We start from the raw sequence: 17,489 nt of genomic DNA, 5'->3' as shown, positions 1-17,489 counted from the left end.
TTCTTTTTCTATTCTATCTGATCTGCTTCTGAAGGGCTTCAAACATATCTGAAAAATCCTGTTTTGTCTCATCGGAATTACTGCCCAGCATTGGATAATAGCAGTCCTGTGGCACAACAACGCCGGATCTTTTTCCATGATCATAGATGATATAATTTCCGTTGTCCTTCTCCCCTGCATCCACATACTGATGAAACGCTGTATTCATCTTTCCAATCAATGCCGGTCCAAGATGCGAATTGCTTCTCCTTTTTACAAGGATCAGCTGATGGATCTTCCCATCCCATTTCATCGGATCAAATGCAATATGGATATTGCCTGTGGAAGGATCAATGTGTGGGAAGTTCTCTGAAATGCCCCAGCCATTACTTCCTTTCTGCTTTATGTAATGCATGTTATTCATTTCATTTTCTTCTTCGGTAATGCCCAGAGCCTCCTTCGCATCTTCTAATGTCACACGATACGGCATGCAAAGGATATGGGTATACTCCTGTAATTCTTCTTTCAGATACGAAGGATTAATCCTGAGCTGCCACCAGAACAGTCCTGCAAGATTGTTGCTTCTCGCCCAGGTCTCTTTCACCTCAGCTTCCACAAACCCTGTATTCACCGCTTTCCGGATATGATCCAGTGCCTTCTGTCTTAAATCTGTAAATGGTTCATCTGCTTTCCATTCTCTCTGTTTTTCTGCCCACAATGCTTTTGCCATATGATCTTCCTCCTTATTCTTTCGTAAAAATTAGAAATGGTATTCGTTTTTATACGAATACCAAATCTATATTAAATTTTAGTAACCAGCGGCCTCCATATACTGAACAGCTGTATTAACATCATCCTGGCAACTAAGTTCAAAACAATAAAGAATAGGATTAACTCCATTTACGTAGTATGCAGTTCTGTTTTTATATGCTGCAAATGTATTTAAACTACCACAATAAATTTTTGCATCTGGTCTAATAAATCTATTTAATGCTGAAATGTCGTATGGGGTATTATTATCAATATATGTATAATAATTTGGATCTTCCCACTTATTATAAGTATTAGATGAAGAATCATCGGAGGTGCCAGACGAAGAATCTGATACTGCTGGAGCTGAAGAATCAGATGACTCATTGCTTGGAGCGCTCGCTGATGCAGAGCTGTTTGAAGCAGACGAAGAACCTGAGCTACCCTTCTTTGAACCGGAGTTTGAAGACTTTGAGTTACTCTTCTGAGCTTCGGCTTCTTTCTTAGCTGCCTCTTCTGCTGCTACTCTCTGAGCTTCTGCTTCCTGCTTTAAGTTATTTAATGAAGTTTCGGCATTTGCAAGTGTCTCACTATTTGAAACAAAAGTCTTATCCTCATCAGATAATGAATCATATGCTGATTTCGTATTGTTGATATTTGTTTCGCTATCAAGTGTAATGTCACCAAGAGCATTGATCTGATCGATTACAGATTTAATTGTCTCAACACGAGATAAAGTCTCCTCAGACTTCGTTAACTTGTCATAGTTCTCTACTGCTTCCTGTAAGAAGTTCTGTAAAGAATTGTATGAGTTTCTTGCATCCTCGATACATGTAGAACTGTCGTTTGAGATACCATTGATTACTAAATTCTGAGTATCGTTACCTAAAGACTCGTCATAACCGATTTTATCGATTTTGTCTTCAACAGACTGAACCTCTGTCTTTAAAGTCTCTAACTGGGCTTCTGACTTCTTTAAGGTATCATAGTTACTTACCTTTTTCTGAACCTTCTCTGAAGCCTTATCGTATGCTGCGCGTGCCTCTGTGATAGCAGTCTCACTATCCAGTGTAATTCCGTGATCTGATTCCGTATCAACACCAACCGCAACGTTCTCGGTATCACCGTTCGTCTCTGTTTCCTCAGAAGTGTCCACCTTTTCTGTCCCACTTCCGTTATCTTCATACCCAATTGCATCAATCAGTTTTTCAACCTTTTCGACCTCCTTTGTTGTCTTTTCATGATCCACATACAGATATCCACCGATTCCGGCTATAAGCACTGCCAGAACAACTGCGACCACAATAATAATTAATTTTTTTCGATTCATAGTATTCCTCTTTTCTATCTCTTGTTTATTGTGAATATATTCACTATACCACATTGTGATTATATTCACAATATAAGAAGTAAAAGGGATTTCATATAATAGATTTATCTTATTTTAAGGAGATGAATACCATTATTAGCTACGACCCTCTATGGAGAACGCTGAAAGAAAAAGAGATTTCCCAATATCATCTGTTAAAATCCGGGATCGACAACAAAACTCTCGATAATCTGAAAAAAAATAAAAATATTACTCTGCTTACCGTTGAAAAGCTCTGCAATATCATTCAATGCTCTCCAAATGACATCGTAGAATTCAAATAAGGAAATCAGAGGCGCTATGATGGTTTTCCTCTTATTTACGCCCAATTTTCTAACCATGACACGCAGAATATTGGCATTTTCTCCGTAGATTGCCATTTCTATATGATTACACCGCCAGTTTTGCCGTATTGAGCGGTGTAATCAAGGATTTTCTTTTTCCTACGGAGAATATGCAGTTTTCTATGCCGAAATTCGTATATTTTTCGGTGTAATGACTCAATTTTTCTCATTTACGGAGAATACTACCTGGATTTTTGTAATAAAATATAACTCCTATTAATATCTATAGCAAAAGGACGTGTGAAAAAACTTTCGTTTTTTCGCACGTCCTTCAATACCCTGAATTATACTTGATTTAATTTTCTCCGAATCAGTATTTGCATATACAGTGAAGCTCCTACCATGATGCTAAATAGGATCATCATCTATACCTCAATATCAAAAATAAAATAACAAATGGGTACTGCCATATTAGCGGCTACCACACAGGCAGCTTATGTTCAAAATATTCACACACTAATATGGGCTTACATACCCATCAAACTTCTATTGCTACTTTAACATATAGTATGCAGAAATGCAAGTGTTTATTCCGTTTTTAACCATAATTTTCTTTATGTCCTACTTTCCAAATTTTTTATATGGGAAATGTTGCACTATTGAGTTTCCTTTTCATTATATTATGTAATGATTTTGCATTCATTGTATCTATACAAGATATCACAAAATATCTTCCAGATACCCCTAAATTACCTGATTCATCAAATATAAGACATCGTTCATTATCATACATACATTTAATCCCATTCTTTTGTGAATAATAAATACATTATAATACTTCAACAGATTTATAGCAATATTCAAAATAACACTTGTATCTAACCAGTTGTTACAAAAATAGTTTTATTTCATATTGACTTAACTAAATGACATTAGAATTGCTCCGGTTCCTTTTTCAAACGTCATTCGATATCTACATCCTCCGCATTTAAAAGCTCTGCCTCACTGATTCCCAGATCATTCATCACTGAATCAAATGAAAGAGTCTTTTTATCTCCATTATCTTCCATACGTTTATTCGCTTCCACTAATAACAAATCGTCTATAATTGTCATACAAACACCTCCATTACCTAATCCTACGCATTCTTTACCCTACCAGCTCGTCTTATGTTCATCCGTGACTTCAAGCGTTGTGCGATTTACCAGATAGAAGCCGAGAAGTTCTGTCTGATCCTCGCCTTCCTGCTCCAGGACATATTCGGTACACGCGTTGCCGTTGTCGTCTGTTTGACTGCCATTGCCCTTTAAAACCAATCGGTCTCCCTGAGCGTTTCCAACAACCACATAGGTATAGCCTTTCGCATCCATGTCGATCGTAAAGCCCTGGTCTTCGATCACCGAATTCGACACAAGATATTGCCACACTGCATTCATCTCGTTTTCTTCCGTTTCATATTGTTTTGCTTCTGTGCTGTCATTTGAACTTTGGGTATCCTGATAGAAATTCGTATCTCCATTATCTGCTGCATCGGAACTCAAACCCGAACTTTCCTCACCTGTTGTATCAGAACCTCTGCTTTCCTTATCTGCCTTATCAGAATCGGACAGACCGGAATTTTTATAATATGTCTCCCGGATAAACGGATTATCCGCTTTTGCAGACCAGATGTAGTAACCGGTGCCATAGGATACATCAAGATATACATACTTATCGTCTCTGCTCACTTCTCTTTCCTCAGGTACACTAAGTAATCCAAGCGCACCCACGATAAGGAAAAACAGTGCAAAAAGGACAAGCAGAACCATAAGCAGAATCTGGGATATATTTCTCCTGTTGTGTTCCTGTTTCCATGCCTTATAACGTTTCCAGACCTGTGCAATCCAGATGCCACAGCAGACTGTTCCGCCGACCGCTACAATAAGCTCTGACCACATCTGATATGCTGTACGCAGTTCATACGGTTCCTGCAGTCCGATACTCAGTCCTTTATACGCCAGCAAATAACTCAGAAAAAGGAAGATCAGACTGTTTCTGATCGAGTGGAATTTTCTTACAACCGGAAATTCTCCCTGAATTCCGGTAAAACGCACTCTCCATTCCTCCGCAGCTGCCACATCACCGATATACATAGCCGCATCCATCTGTAATTTATAGTAAAGCTTCAGATCCGGCTGCTGCAGTTTTTCCGTTTTTACAAGAGCCAGCGCGTCTTTACATGCTTCGTATTCTCTGCGCTCCGCCTTGATCTTTGCCATACCAAGCAAGGAAAGATTATCCATCAAGACACTTCTGTTCCTGTTTCTCCGATATATCCAAAGAAGAAAGTCATGCTGCGCTTCCGGCTCAAGCTTATGGCTTTTCCACCGGTAAAATCCGGCAATCAATAGGAGAAATGCGATGTCCAATGCGACAAAAGCAAGCATCTCACAGAGAGCACCTGAAAAACTCAGCATTTCCATTTTTGTTGAAACTACCATATATACAATTCCAGCCATGATCAGGATCGATACGATCCATCTCCACACAATATAATGAACTGCTGTTTTCTTTCCTTTTTCATTCCAGGGATAACTTTTCGGATCAAATTGTCTCATGTCATACCGGTTCATCTTCTGCTTCCTCCATCTGCTTTTTCATTTTAACGTACCTGATAATCGGAGATTACAATGTGTCCTGCCTCAAATGTCTTTGGTACATCTATGATTCTCTGGTTGGAAGAACCACGGAAGCTTAAAGCAATATCTTTCTTCTCTTCTACAAATTCTCCATCCACCAGAATATCAATCTGCGATAAAATTGCATCGGTGTATTCTCCATGACATCTTTTATTATCCGGATCATTTAATTCTTCCCATGTATATCCTGAGTAGATCCAGATTGATGCATGCGGAACTTCTTTTTTTACCCGCTCGATCAATGGTGCGATTGCTTTCTGGTTTAAGAGTTCCATCGGTTCTCCTCCAAGAATCGTAAGACCCGAAATATAGGATGGTTTTAAAGATTCCACGATCTTATCCTCTGTTTCCTGTGTATATGGATGACCATATGTGAAATCCCAAGTCATATCATTAAAGCAGCCTTTGCAATGGTGCGTACAGCCTGACACAAAAAGAGAAGTTCTGCATCCGATTCCATTTGCAACATCTGCATAATAAATTTGTCCGTAATTCATAGTGTTTCCTTTCATATATCAAAAGACCGGATGTTTTATCTCCGGTCTTTTCCATAATCTGTTTTATTTAGATTCCTATTTCTCCGCGTTTGGATTCATCTCTGCATCAAATTCCGGAGTAGAAAGATGAAGTACACGTTCTTTGATCTCCTGTGTACGTCCCTGATTCCAGAACTGTGTTCCGATATAACCACAGGTACGGCGGGCAACACTCATCTTGTCCTGATCACGGTTCCCGCAGTTCGGGCATTCCCAGATCAGCTTACCTGAGCCTTCTTCCTCGACGATCTTGATCTCTCCGTCATATCCGCACACCTGGCAGTAATCGCTCTTGGTGTTAAGTTCTGCATACATAATATTCTCGTAAATATACTGCATAACTGCAAGTACCGCATCAATATTATTCTGCATATTTGGAACTTCAACGTAGCTGATCGCTCCTCCCGGAGATAACTCCTGGAACTGGGATTCGAATTTCAGCTTGTCAAACGCATTCATTTCTTCTGTTACATGAACATGATAGCTGTTTGTAATATAGTTTTTATCGGTTACACCCGGGATAATTCCAAAACGTTTCTGCAGGCATTTTGCGAATTTATATGTTGTGGATTCCAGTGGAGTTCCATACAGACTGAAGTCCATGTTCTCCTTCTCTTTCCACTTCTGGCATGCATCATTCAGATGCTGCATAACTTCAAGCGCAAATGGTGTTCCTTCCGGATCTGTATGTGATACGCCTTTCATATAGCGGGTACATTCACACAAACCTGCGTAACCGAGTGAGATTGTAGAGTATCCACCGAATAAAAGCTTATCGATAGTCTCGCCTTTCTTCAGTCTTGCAAGCGCACCATTCTGCCACAGAATTGGTGCTACATCCGAAGGTGTTCCGAGCAGACGTTTGTGTCTGCACATCAGTGCACGGTAACACAAATCCAGTCTTTCATCAAAGATCTTCCAGAATTTATCCATATCTCTTCCGGATGAACATGCAACATCCACAAGGTTGATTGTTACAACACCCTGGTTAAAACGACCATAGTATTTTGGTTTGTTGGTCTCAGGATCAACATATGGAGTCAGGAAACTTCTGCATCCCATGCAGGTATAGCAATGTCCTTCTCCGTTCTTGTCTACCTTAAGTTCTTTCATCTTCTTCTCAGAAATATAATCCGGAACCATACGTTTTGCAGTACATTCTGCAGCGAGTTTTGTCAGATACCAGTATGGAGAGTCTTCGGTAATATTGTCCTCTTCCAGAACATAGATCAGTTTTGGGAATGCCGGGGTGATAAATACCCCCTTCTCATTCTTCACGCCTTTGATTCTCTGATGCAGCATCTCCTCAATGATTGCAGCAAGATCGGCTCTTGTCTGCGGGTCCTGTACTTCATTCAGATACATGAACACCGTAATAAACGGAGCCTGTCCATTCGTCGTCATAAGTGTAATGACCTGATACTGGATCATCTGGACACCACGGTTGATCTCTTCTTTTACACGAAGCTCTGCGACCTCATTGATACGCTCTTCATCCAGTTCCAGTCCAATTGCCTCGAATTCCGATGCAACCTGTTTACGGAACTTCTCACGGCTCACCTGAACAAACGGTGCCAGATGTGCAAGTGAGATACTCTGTCCTCCGTACTGGGAACTTGCAATCTGCGCAATTGCCTGTGTTGCAATGTTACATGCGGTCGAGAAGCTCTTTGGCCGGTCAATCATGGTCTCTGAAATAACCGTTCCGTTCTGAAGCATATCTTCCAGATTGACCAGACAGCAGTTGTGCATATGCTGTGCAAAATAATCGGCATCATGGAAATGAATCATTCCTTTCTCATGTGCTTCCACAATATCCTCAGGCAAAAGGAAACGCCTTGTGATATCTTTGCTGACCTCGCCTGCCATATAATCACGCTGAACACTGTTTACCGTCGGATTCTTATTGGAATTCTCCTGTTTTACCTCCTCATTATTGCACTCTAAAAGGCTTAGGATCTGTTCATCTGTTGAGTTTGATTTACGTACCAGTGCTCTCTTATAGCGATACGTAATATAGTTACGTGCAACATTAAACGCACGGTGATTCATCAGCTGGTTCTCCACCATATCCTGAATCTCCTCCACACTTGGAGAACGCTTCATATTCTCACAGGCAACCTCAACATTGTCTGCGATTTTCCGAATCTGTTCATCCCCTAATTTCTCGTAATCGATGACGGATTCATTCGCTTTTCTGATCGCTGCAACGATCTTTGCAGCATCAAATACGTCTTCGCTTCCGCTACGCTTAATAATCTTCATCGTTTCATACATCCTCTCTCATATTTCTCATCACTGATTCAATTATACAATATCTAGTGTTATTGTCAATATTATTTAACTAGATTATGTGGTCTGACATTGACATGCAAAACACGCAAAAAGCGTCACAATCTATGATTTTGCGACGCTTTTTGAAATAATTCCTTAAATTATCAGATAAGAGTAAATTTTACTTCGATTCTCCTTTTTCCTCAAAACAGCAGAGTTCTTCCACATTATGTAAGGCTCGCTCCAGCAGATCGTTAAACAGACATGCTTCCTCATCCGTCATCCCTTTTACGATCGTCTGCTCCATCCGGTAAACATTGCACTTTGCCTTCTGGTCCCCCTCATATGCGAGATCTGTAAGGATGATCCGCTTTAATCTTGCATCATATTCCGTCGGTATCCGCTCGATCAGTCCCTTTTTTTCCATTCCTTTTAAAATATTAGTTGCTGTCGCACCACGAATGGAAAATGCAGCTTCAATATCCTTCTGGAACACCTCCTGTCCATTTCGTTCTCTCTGGATCAGGTAACGCAGCGTCGCACATTGCACACTGGTAAGAACCTCTTCGTTTTTCCCCCGTCTGATCTCCATAAATTTCTCGATCCCGTTGTGAAGCATACGGAATTTGTGTCCGTAAGTCTTCTCCGGTTCAAAGTCCGGTGGACATTGCAGACTCATCGGTTGTGATACTTTTCTTTCCAAATTTTGCTGTTGACTCATATCTGTTCTCCTCGTATTCTATCCGTCTGCAGATAATTACAGATTGACAAATAAATTTTTTCGTATTATAACTATATTGTTAGCACACTAACTTTTAAAAATCAAGATATTTTTTTCGAAATACATAGCAGTCTTGTTTTCACAGGACTGCCCTTTTATCGTAACAAATATCTGTAAAATATTATGGAAAGAAGGGATTTTATGCTAAAAACACTGGGAGCACAAATCAAGGAATATAAAAACGCCTCAATTGCTACTCCTGTCTTTATGTTACTCGAAGTTCTGATGGAAACGATCATTCCTCTTCTGATGGCATCGATCATCGACGATGGTGTAAACAAAGGTGATACCCATCACATCTACATTACCGGGATCTGGATGATCGCAGCTGCTCTTTTAAGCCTGACATTCGGCTGCCTGGGTGCCCGTTTTGGTGCAAAGGCTTCCATGGGACTCGGACGTAACTTAAGAAAAGCCATGTTTGAACGTATTCAGACATTTTCTTTTGCCAACATCGACAAATACAATACTTCCGGTCTTGTCACAAGACTTACCACGGATGTCACGAACTGTCAGAATGCATACCAGATGATCCTTCGTATGTGTATGCGTGCCCCTGCCAGTCTGATCTGTGCAATGGCGATGTCATTTTTTATCAGTCCACGGATCGCATCCATTTATCTGATCGCAGTTATCATCCTCGGTGGCCTTTTAATCCTGATCACATTAACTGCAATGCGTTATTTCCAGCAGGCATTTGTAAAATACGACGACCTGAATGAAAGCGTTCAGGAAAATGTCTCTGCAATCCGCGTTGTAAAAGCTTATGTCCGCGAGAATTTCGAGAAAGAGAAATTCAAAAAGGCAAGTGCCAACATCCGTAAGCTCCTCGTAAAAGCCGAGAATGTCGTTGTGTGGAATACACCTCTTATGCAGTTTACCGTATACAGCTGCATTATCCTGATCAGCTGGGTCGGTGCCAAAATGGTCGTAGGCGGCTCTCTTAAGACCGGTGATCTGATGGCACTTCTTACATATTGTATGAACATTTTGATGAGTCTTATGATGCTCTCCATGGTCTTCGTTATGATTTCCATGAGTGGAGCCAGCGCAAAAAGAATCTGTGAAGTGCTGACGGAAGAATGTGCACTGAAAAATCCAGAGCATCCTGTCTATGAGGTTTCTGACGGTTCTGTACGTTTTGATCATGTAACGTTCAGCTATTCTGCCACAAGCGAGACACCGGTGCTTAATGATATTAATTTAACGATCCAGTCCGGCGAAACGATCGGTATCGTCGGTGGAACCGGAAGTTCCAAATCCAGTCTGGTCAACCTGATCAGCCGTCTTTATGATGTCAACGAAGGTGCCGTATATGTCGGTGGAAAAGATGTCCGTGATTACGATATGAAATCACTCCGCAATCAGGTATCTGTTGTTCTCCAGAATAATGTATTGTTCAGCGGAACGATCCTCGACAATCTCCGCTGGGGAAACAAAAATGCCACGGATGAGGAATGCATTGAGGCATGTCGTCAGGCCTGCGCCGACGAATTCATCCAGCAGTTCCCGGATCAATACAACACCCACATTGAACAGGGCGGAACCAACGTATCCGGCGGACAGAAACAGCGTCTTTGTATCGCACGTGCACTTTTGAAGAAACCAAAGATCCTGATCCTTGACGACAGTACAAGTGCCGTTGATACTGCTACAGATGCCAGGATCCGGAAAGCTTTCCGTGAAGCAATCCCGGGCACAACCAAATTCATTATCGCCCAGCGTATCTCATCCGTTCAGGATGCAGACCATATTATCGTCTTAAACGATGGAAAACTGGATGGATTTGGAACCCATGAAGAATTATTAAACACAAATGCAATTTACCGCGATGTCTATGAATCACAGACGAAAGGCGGCGGTGATTTTGATGAAGGAGGTGCAGCATAATGCCAGGACCAAGAGGACCACAAGGCCCAAAAGCCAAAATTAAAAATCCAGGCAGACTCTTTCTCCGTCTGATGGGATTTGTCTTTCAGAGATATGCGATCCAATGCATCGCTGTCGTAATTCTGATTTTCATCAGTGTTGCAGCAAACATTCAGGGAACCATGTTCATGCAGACACTGATCGACAATTACATTACCCCTCTGCTCGGTCAGAAAACTCCGGATTTTGCGCCGTTACTTGCAGCGCTTACCCGTGTTGGAAGCTTCTATGCACTTGGTATCCTTGCAGCTTACGGTTATTCCAAGATTCTGATCTATGTATCGCAGGGAACGATCAAAGAAATGCGTGACCAGCTTTTTGACCATATGCAGGATCTACCGATCCGCTATTTCGATACACACGCTCACGGAAATATCATGTCTGTTTACACAAACGATATTGATACGCTCCGCCAGATGATCAGCCAGAGTATGCCTCAGATGATCAACTCCGCAATTACCATTGTCGGTGTTTTCATCATGATGCTGATCTTAAATGTTCCGCTGACTCTGCTTACACTTGTCATGGTCGGAATCACAATCTTTGTGACCGGAAAATTTGCCGGATACAGCAGCCGTTACTTCCTTGCCCAGCAGGAAAATCTCGGACGTGTCAACGGATTCATTGAAGAAATGATGAACGGACAGAAAGTCGTAAAGGTATTCAATCATGAGGAAGAAAACATTGAAGCGTTCAATGTTTTAAATGATGAACTTTTTGACAGTGCCTATAACGCCAACCGCTACGCCAATTATCTTGGACCGGTAAACGCACAGATTGGAAATGCCAGCTACGTATTATGTGCCATGGTCGGCGGACTTCTTGCACTTGGCGGATTTGGTGGTTTTACACTTGGTAAACTTGCAAGTTTTCTGACTTTCAACAAGAGCTTCAGTATGCCGATCAACCAGATTTCCCAGCAGTTTAACAGTATCATTATGGCACTTGCAGGCTGTGAACGGATCTTCTCTCTTCTGGATGAGAAACCGGAAGAAGACAACGGATATGTCACACTTGTCAATGCAAAGGAAGAAAACGGTGTACTCACCGAAACTCCGGAGCACACCGGTGTATGGGCATGGAAGCATACACATCAGGCAGATGGCTCGGTCGATTATATCAAACTGACCGGAGATGTCGTATTTGATGATGTTGACTTTGGTTATAATCCGGATAAAATTGTTCTTCATAATGTAAACCTTTATGCAACGCCTGGTCAGAAAATCGCCTTTGTCGGTTCCACCGGTGCAGGAAAGACCACGATCACCAACCTGATCAACCGTTTTTACGATATCCAGGACGGTAAGATCCGATATGACGGTATCAACATCAACAAGATCAAAAAAGCTGATCTGCGCCATTCGCTTGGTATTGTTTTACAGGATACCCACCTGTTTACCGCTTCCGTCATGGATAATATCCGATACGGCAAGCTGGATGCTACCGATGAGGAAGTATATGCCGCTGCAAAGCTTGCCAACGCAGATACGTTCATCCATCAGCTTCCAGACGGTTATCACACCATCTTAAAAGGTGACGGTGCCAATTTAAGTCAGGGACAAAGACAGCTGCTTGCAATCGCCAGAGCCGCAATTGCAGATCCTCCGGTTCTGATCCTCGATGAAGCAACAAGCTCGATCGACACCCGTACCGAACGCATCGTTCAGGAAGGTATGGATAAGCTGATGAAGGGAAGAACCACTTTCATCATTGCCCATCGTCTTTCCACTGTAAAAAACAGCGACTGTATCATCGTTCTGGAGCAGGGACGCGTAATCGAACGCGGTAACCACGATCAGCTGATCGAGAAAAAAGGAAAATACTATCAGCTATATACTGGTATGAGCGCTGAAATATAATCAGAAATCTGGATAAAATCTCCAGTTAATCAAAACACCGCCATATTGAAGCAACAGCCTCAATATGGCGGGGTTTGTGATTATTCATATATCTATTATACCCTGTTTTCGTATGACTTACGTCTGTTTACAGCAAAATGTATTTGAGTACAAATAAGACTGCAAGTACATACATAAGTGGAGTAACTTTCTTTGCTTTTCCACATACAACGTTGATTACAACATAAGAAATTACACCGATTGCGATACCTTCTGAAATGCTGTATGCAAGTGGCATAGCGATCAGGCAGAGGTATGCCGGAATTGCTTCTGTCGGATCTTTGAAATCGATATCAGCAACTGCGCTGACCATTAAAAATCCTACAAAGATCAAAGCCGGAGCTGTTGCAAATCCAGGAATTGCAACAAAGATCGGGGATAAGAAAATTGCAATTAAAAACAGGAAACCTGTTACAACAGATGCAAGACCTGTTCTTGCGCCTTCGGCTACACCGGAAGAACTCTCTACAAATGTTGTTGTTGTAGAGGTACCAAGTACTGCACCTGCAGATGTAGCAATTGCATCTGCCAGCAATGCCTGTTTGATATTTGGAAGTTTTCCATCCTTATCCAGCATATCTGCTTTGTTTGCAACACCGATCAGGGTTCCTAATGTATCAAACATATCAACAAATAAGAATGCAAAAATAATAACAATGAAATCAAGTGCATTGATAGAAGAAACGTCTGCTTTAAAACACTGTCCGAATGTCTCTCCGATCGAAGTCAGGTCAAAGCTTGACCATGATGGGAATAAGGAATAAAATCCATTTTCTGCATCAACCACATAGATTCCGGCTGCCTGACAGATCATACCAAGAATCCAAGTTACAATGATACCGATCAGAATAGAGCCTTTTACATTCTTTGTATGAAGAATTGCGATTATGAACAGACCGATCACACAAAGAAGTGCACAGATTCCTGTTGTATGGAAATTCTCTGTAAAATCAACGATCGTTACCAGTGTAGAATCATCATTCACAATCAGGTGTCCACCCTGTAAACCAATAAATGCGATAAACAGACCGATACCAACCGATACACCGACTTTCAATGTCTTTGGAATTGCATTGAAGATTGCTTCACGTACATTTGTCAATGATAATACGATGAAAATAATACCCTCTGCAAATACTGCAAGCAGGGCGATCTGCCATGAATATCCCATTTTGCCACATACTGTATAAGCAAAATAAGCATTCAGTCCAAGTCCCGGAGCAAGTGCAAATGGATAATTGGCAAGGAATGCCATTACCATGGTTCCGATAAATGCTGCAATTGCAGTTGCCATCAGAATTGCATTTTTGTCCATTCCGGATGCTGACAGAATTGTTGGGTTAACAGCCAGAATATAGGCCATTGTCATGAAGGTTGTAATTCCACCGATGACTTCTGTCCGGACATTGGTGTTGTTTTCCTTCAGTTTGAATAGTTTTTCTAACATATCCATACTCCTCTTCTTTTATTTGAACTTCTCTATTGGTAACACAGATGGGATGATCTGTGGAAGCTCCGTAAAGGCTTCAATTGCAGCAGTTTTCTCTTTGATCTGGCCGAAGCCATATGCTGCATGGATGAAAGTAAGACCTGCATGCATGGTTGCATCGTAATCTCCCTGGATATCTCCTACATATACCGCATCGGAAAGATCATTTCTCGCTGTCAGAAGTGCGATATTGTCGCCCTTTTGTTTTAAGTTATTGCCATAGCATTCGATGTCCTCCACAAGATCGTGGAACTGATAATGATCGAGAAATGCCTCGATATATCCCGACTGACAGTTGCTTACAATATAAAGGTGATAACCCATTTCCTTTAATTTTTCCATGGTCTTTCGAATCTCCGGATAAAGGGTGCCTCCATGCTCTCTTAAATAGCCATTTTCGCGGGCGCCACATTTTTGCAAAAGTTCAGCTCTCTCTTTTGGCTCAATGCCCGGGAAAAGAAGCTCTGCAATAACATCCATGGTTTTTCCCATGACACCTTTGATATCCTCTGTTGCGATATGAAACTGCGTATAACCGCATTCCTGTACTACTTCATCCCATGACTTTGCGACATTTTCTGCGGAATCCCACAGGGTGCCGTCCATATCAAAGAGAATTCCCATCTTTGGCTGTTCTTCTAACCGGTAAACTCTGCGATATTTCTTTTTAAAATACCGGATAAGCGGCGCTGCACTGACTTCTATGCCGCAGACTGCCTGGATCACTTCCTTCGGTTCCCGTATGCTTCCGTACCTGTGGATCTTTTCGTTCAGCCAATGTGTAATCTTTGCGATCTCTCCGGATGCAAGGATCTCATCCACAGAACCAAGTTCTTTTTCGATCTGCTCCAAATACATGCCATCGTAGATTGAGCCCAGAAGGTACGATGGAAAATATCCAAACGAACCGTCTGACCAGTGCATATCCTGTAAAATTCCCTCTGCATCACTCTTTGGACAGATGCCAAGGTATTCCTGCATTTTATTACGCCAGATCTCCGGCAGACGATCTACCGGTACATGATTGCGGAAGATCTCCTTCTCGATCTCATAACGTAATATGATGTGGAAGCAATAGGTCACTTCATCCGCTTCCGTACGGATCAGGCTGTTTCTGACATGATTGATCTCATGATAAAATTCATTCAGTGAGATATCCTGATATTCCGGAATGCATGCACAGAGTTTCTCATAGATTGGAACCCAGAAATTCTTATTTCTTCCAAGGATATTCTCGTAAAAACGCGACTGGCTCTCATGAATCCCCATATACTCGCAGCTCTCTGCCTTGGTTCCCTCATAATCCGGATTGACATTCTGCTCAAAAATGGCATGTCCGCCCTCATGGATTGCACTGTATAGCGCTGATATCGCATTCTTATCATAATAGTGGTTCGTGATTCTCACATCATCCTGACTGAAATTCAGTGTGAATGGATGCTCACTTTCCGCCATGGTTCCCGCATCTTTTTGAAAACCAATATAGTCCAGCAGAAGCTCACATGCGGCTTCCTGCTCCGCTTTTGGGATAGATCTTGTGAACTTCTTCTCATCCGGCTGCGGTGCAGCAAGTATCTCTTTTACAAGCGGGATCAGCTCTGCTTTCAGATCCTCAAACAACCGGTCGATCGTTTTTGTATCCATTCCACGCTCATACTTGTCCACGAGAACATCGTACACATCTTTTCCCGGGTCCGTATATCCCGCCATCTGCTCTGTCATCTGGATCATTTTCTCCAGATGTGGGGCAAATATCGAATAATCATCTGCCTTTTTGGCTTCCTCCCATGCGGATTCTGATAACGCCTGTTCTTCTACAAACGCCTCATAAAACTGTTCCGGAATTCTTTTTCTCTTATCCAGTTCTTCCTTCATCCTTGTCACAGTAAACTGGATCTGCGGTTTAAGCTGTTTATACTCATCCGGCTGTGATAATGTCTCTAACATTTCTTCCACTTTCGGATCCCGCTCCAGTTTAAACTGCTCCATTGAAAAATGCGTGAGTGCTTTGATGTGTCCATCCTGTCCTTTCGGTGGTGTCCCGGTTCTCATATCCCAGTAAAGCAGCGTCAGTACATGGTCATACTGCTTCATCTGATCCAGATATTTCAAAAATTCTTCTGATGTTCTGCTCATGAATCTTTGTTCCTCTCTTTACCAATTATCCGATACAAAAGAGGCTCTCTCCATACAGAGCGAACCTCTTTGTTTCGAATTCTTTTATTTTACACCTCATCGATGGCTTTGCCAATATCATGACGCATATATTTATTTTTAAACTGAACCCATTCAGTTGCTTCATAAGCTTTCTTTCTGGCTTCTTTTAAGTCTTTTCCTGTGGCTGTAATTCCAAGTACACGGCCTCCGTTTGTAACGATTTTTCCGTTCTCATCAAATTTGGTTCCAGCATGGAAACAGAAATAATCATCCTTATTCTCAAATTTTTCAAGACCTGTAATCTCAAATCCTTTTTCGTAAGCTACCGGATAACCATCGGATGCAAGTACCACACATACCGCTGCATTATCCTCAAACTGAAGATCGATCGTGTCTAATCTGCCATCCACACATGCTTCCATTACATCGATGATGTCATTTTTCATACGTGGAAGAACAACCTGTGCCTCCGGATCACCAAACCGGGCATTGTACTCTAATACCTTAGGTCCGTCCTCTGTCAGCATCAGTCCAAAGAATATAACTCCGGTAAACGGTCTTCCCTCTTTTGCCATTGCATCTACCGTTGCCTGATAGATGTATTTCTGGCAGAATGCATCCACTTCCGGTGTGTAGAACGGGCTTGGTGAGAAGTTACCCATTCCACCTGTATTCAGTCCCTGATCGCCATCTTTCGCACGTTTGTGATCCTGTGCGGAAGACATGATCTTAATGGTTTTACCATCGACATAAGAAAGAACAGATACTTCACGTCCAGTCATGAATTCTTCCACAACCATGGTATTTCCGGCAGTTCCAAACTTTTTATCTTCCATGATCTCCTTCACACCTGCTTTTGCTTCCTCAAGTGTGTTGCAGATCAGTACACCTTTTCCAAGTGCAAGACCGTCTGCCTTTAATACGATCGGCATCTTTGCGGTCTCAAGATATTTCAGTGCTTCCTCCGGATCTGTAAAATTCTCATAAGCAGCTGTTGGAATATTGTATTTTTTCATGAGATCTTTGGAAAATGCTTTTGATCCCTCTAAGATTGCTGCATTTTTGCGTGGTCCGAAAACTTTTAAGCCTTCTGCTTCAAAACGGTCTACGATTCCACCAACCAATGGATCATCCATTCCAACGATTGTAAAATCAATTGCCTTTTCCTTTGCAAAATCTACCAGTTTGTCAAATTCCATTGCACCGATCGGTACGCATTCTGCAAGTGCTGCAATTCCGGCATTTCCCGGTGCACAATAAATTTTATCTACACGTTTGCTTTTTGCTACGGATGTTACAATTGCATGTTCACGTCCGCCGCTTCCAACTACAAGAACTTTCATATGATTTGTCCTTTCTTTCGCA

General features: G+C 41.8%; 13 protein-coding genes. 3 read left to right on the top strand and 10 right to left on the bottom strand.

From position 1 onward, the window contains the following. Positions 1–13: 13 nt before the first annotated feature. The gene (locus FYJ75_RS05445; RefSeq protein ID WP_154429448.1) at positions 14–709 is read right to left on the bottom strand and encodes a hypothetical protein; all 696 of its coding nucleotides are present in this window, start codon (positions 707–709) and stop codon (positions 14–16) included. A 78-nt stretch (positions 710–787) separates the two neighbouring features. Further along, positions 788–2,059: a hypothetical protein gene (locus tag FYJ75_RS05440; RefSeq protein WP_154429447.1), complete on the bottom strand. Its 1,272-nt coding sequence runs from the start codon at positions 2,057–2,059 to the stop codon at positions 788–790. Positions 2,060–2,181: 122 nt separating this feature from the next. Here FYJ75_RS05440 and FYJ75_RS14820 point away from each other — a divergent pair, with 122 nt between their 5' ends. Further along, on the top strand, positions 2,182–2,382 hold the full coding sequence (locus FYJ75_RS14820) for a helix-turn-helix domain-containing protein (RefSeq protein WP_154429446.1): 201 nt from the start codon (positions 2,182–2,184) through the stop codon (positions 2,380–2,382). A 962-nt stretch (positions 2,383–3,344) separates the two neighbouring features. Here the strand turns inward: FYJ75_RS14820 and FYJ75_RS05430 are convergent. The 5 genes from FYJ75_RS05430 to FYJ75_RS05410 form a co-directional block, all read right to left on the bottom strand. Continuing rightward, entirely contained in the window at positions 3,345–3,497 is a 153-nt protein-coding gene (locus FYJ75_RS05430; protein ID WP_154429445.1) for a hypothetical protein, read from the bottom strand. Between the two features lie 39 nt (positions 3,498–3,536). Continuing rightward, the gene (locus tag FYJ75_RS05425) at positions 3,537–4,994 is read right to left on the bottom strand and encodes a 6TM ABC transporter family protein (RefSeq protein ID WP_154429444.1); all 1,458 of its coding nucleotides are present in this window, start codon (positions 4,992–4,994) and stop codon (positions 3,537–3,539) included. A gap of 29 nt (positions 4,995–5,023) precedes the next feature. Continuing rightward, the gene (gene nrdG, locus FYJ75_RS05420; RefSeq protein WP_154429443.1) at positions 5,024–5,557 is read right to left on the bottom strand and encodes an anaerobic ribonucleoside-triphosphate reductase activating protein; all 534 of its coding nucleotides are present in this window, start codon (positions 5,555–5,557) and stop codon (positions 5,024–5,026) included. Positions 5,558–5,632: 75 nt separating this feature from the next. Then, entirely contained in the window at positions 5,633–7,861 is a 2,229-nt protein-coding gene (gene nrdD / locus FYJ75_RS05415; protein WP_154429442.1) for an anaerobic ribonucleoside-triphosphate reductase, read from the bottom strand. A 190-nt stretch (positions 7,862–8,051) separates the two neighbouring features. Then, positions 8,052–8,591: a MarR family winged helix-turn-helix transcriptional regulator gene (locus FYJ75_RS05410; RefSeq protein WP_154429441.1), complete on the bottom strand. Its 540-nt coding sequence runs from the start codon at positions 8,589–8,591 to the stop codon at positions 8,052–8,054. A 201-nt stretch (positions 8,592–8,792) separates the two neighbouring features. Here FYJ75_RS05410 and FYJ75_RS05405 point away from each other — a divergent pair, with 201 nt between their 5' ends. Together FYJ75_RS05405 and FYJ75_RS05400 are read left to right on the top strand one after the other, a co-directional pair. After that, a complete protein-coding gene (locus tag FYJ75_RS05405) occupies positions 8,793–10,541 on the top strand; it encodes an ABC transporter ATP-binding protein (RefSeq protein WP_154429440.1) in 1,749 nt (582 codons plus the stop codon). Next, positions 10,541–12,439, top strand: a complete 1,899-nt coding sequence (locus FYJ75_RS05400) for an ABC transporter ATP-binding protein (protein ID WP_154429439.1) — start codon at positions 10,541–10,543, stop codon at positions 12,437–12,439. Before FYJ75_RS05405 ends, FYJ75_RS05400 begins: the two co-directional genes overlap by 1 nt. 127 nt (positions 12,440–12,566) lie before the next feature. Here the strand turns inward: FYJ75_RS05400 and FYJ75_RS05395 are convergent, their stop codons facing one another. The 3 genes from FYJ75_RS05395 to purD all read right to left on the bottom strand — a co-directional run bounded on the left by FYJ75_RS05395 (position 12,567) and on the right by purD (position 17,467). Next, positions 12,567–13,925 (bottom strand): NCS2 family permease, encoded by a 1,359-nt coding sequence (locus FYJ75_RS05395; RefSeq protein ID WP_154429438.1) that lies wholly within the window; start codon positions 13,923–13,925, stop codon positions 12,567–12,569. A gap of 18 nt (positions 13,926–13,943) precedes the next feature. Beyond that, the gene (locus tag FYJ75_RS05390) at positions 13,944–16,103 is read right to left on the bottom strand and encodes an HAD-IA family hydrolase (RefSeq protein WP_154429437.1); all 2,160 of its coding nucleotides are present in this window, start codon (positions 16,101–16,103) and stop codon (positions 13,944–13,946) included. A gap of 89 nt (positions 16,104–16,192) precedes the next feature. After that, on the bottom strand, positions 16,193–17,467 hold the full coding sequence (gene purD, locus FYJ75_RS05385) for a phosphoribosylamine--glycine ligase (RefSeq protein WP_154429436.1): 1,275 nt from the start codon (positions 17,465–17,467) through the stop codon (positions 16,193–16,195). Positions 17,468–17,489: the final 22 nt, after the last annotated feature.

Source organism: Roseburia porci (assembly GCF_009695765.1).
Lineage (GTDB): Bacteria > Bacillota > Clostridia > Lachnospirales > Lachnospiraceae > Roseburia > Roseburia porci.
Note: the sequence above shows the minus strand (reverse complement) of the source record. Positions and strands in the feature narration are given on the sequence as shown.

What these genes read in the sequence shown, in the direction of transcription:
- FYJ75_RS05410 (WP_154429441.1), bottom strand. Translation starts at nt 8,591, where the DNA reads ATGAGTCAACAGCAAAATTTGGAAAGAAAAGTATCACAACCGATGAGT.
- FYJ75_RS05400 (WP_154429439.1), top strand. Translation starts at nt 10,541, where the DNA reads ATGCCAGGACCAAGAGGACCACAAGGCCCAAAAGCCAAAATTAAAAAT.
- FYJ75_RS05395 (WP_154429438.1), bottom strand. Translation starts at nt 13,925, where the DNA reads ATGTTAGAAAAACTATTCAAACTGAAGGAAAACAACACCAATGTCCGG.
- FYJ75_RS05390 (WP_154429437.1), bottom strand. Translation starts at nt 16,103, where the DNA reads ATGAGCAGAACATCAGAAGAATTTTTGAAATATCTGGATCAGATGAAG.
- FYJ75_RS05430 (WP_154429445.1), bottom strand. Translation starts at nt 3,497, where the DNA reads ATGACAATTATAGACGATTTGTTATTAGTGGAAGCGAATAAACGTATG.
- FYJ75_RS05405 (WP_154429440.1), top strand. Translation starts at nt 8,793, where the DNA reads ATGCTAAAAACACTGGGAGCACAAATCAAGGAATATAAAAACGCCTCA.
- FYJ75_RS05445 (WP_154429448.1), bottom strand. Translation starts at nt 709, where the DNA reads ATGGCAAAAGCATTGTGGGCAGAAAAACAGAGAGAATGGAAAGCAGAT.
- purD (WP_154429436.1), bottom strand. Translation starts at nt 17,467, where the DNA reads ATGAAAGTTCTTGTAGTTGGAAGCGGCGGACGTGAACATGCAATTGTA.
- nrdD (WP_154429442.1), bottom strand. Translation starts at nt 7,861, where the DNA reads ATGAAGATTATTAAGCGTAGCGGAAGCGAAGACGTATTTGATGCTGCA.
- nrdG (WP_154429443.1), bottom strand. Translation starts at nt 5,557, where the DNA reads ATGAATTACGGACAAATTTATTATGCAGATGTTGCAAATGGAATCGGA.
- FYJ75_RS05425 (WP_154429444.1), bottom strand. Translation starts at nt 4,994, where the DNA reads ATGAACCGGTATGACATGAGACAATTTGATCCGAAAAGTTATCCCTGG.
- FYJ75_RS05440 (WP_154429447.1), bottom strand. Translation starts at nt 2,059, where the DNA reads ATGAATCGAAAAAAATTAATTATTATTGTGGTCGCAGTTGTTCTGGCA.
- FYJ75_RS14820 (WP_154429446.1), top strand. Translation starts at nt 2,182, where the DNA reads ATGAATACCATTATTAGCTACGACCCTCTATGGAGAACGCTGAAAGAA.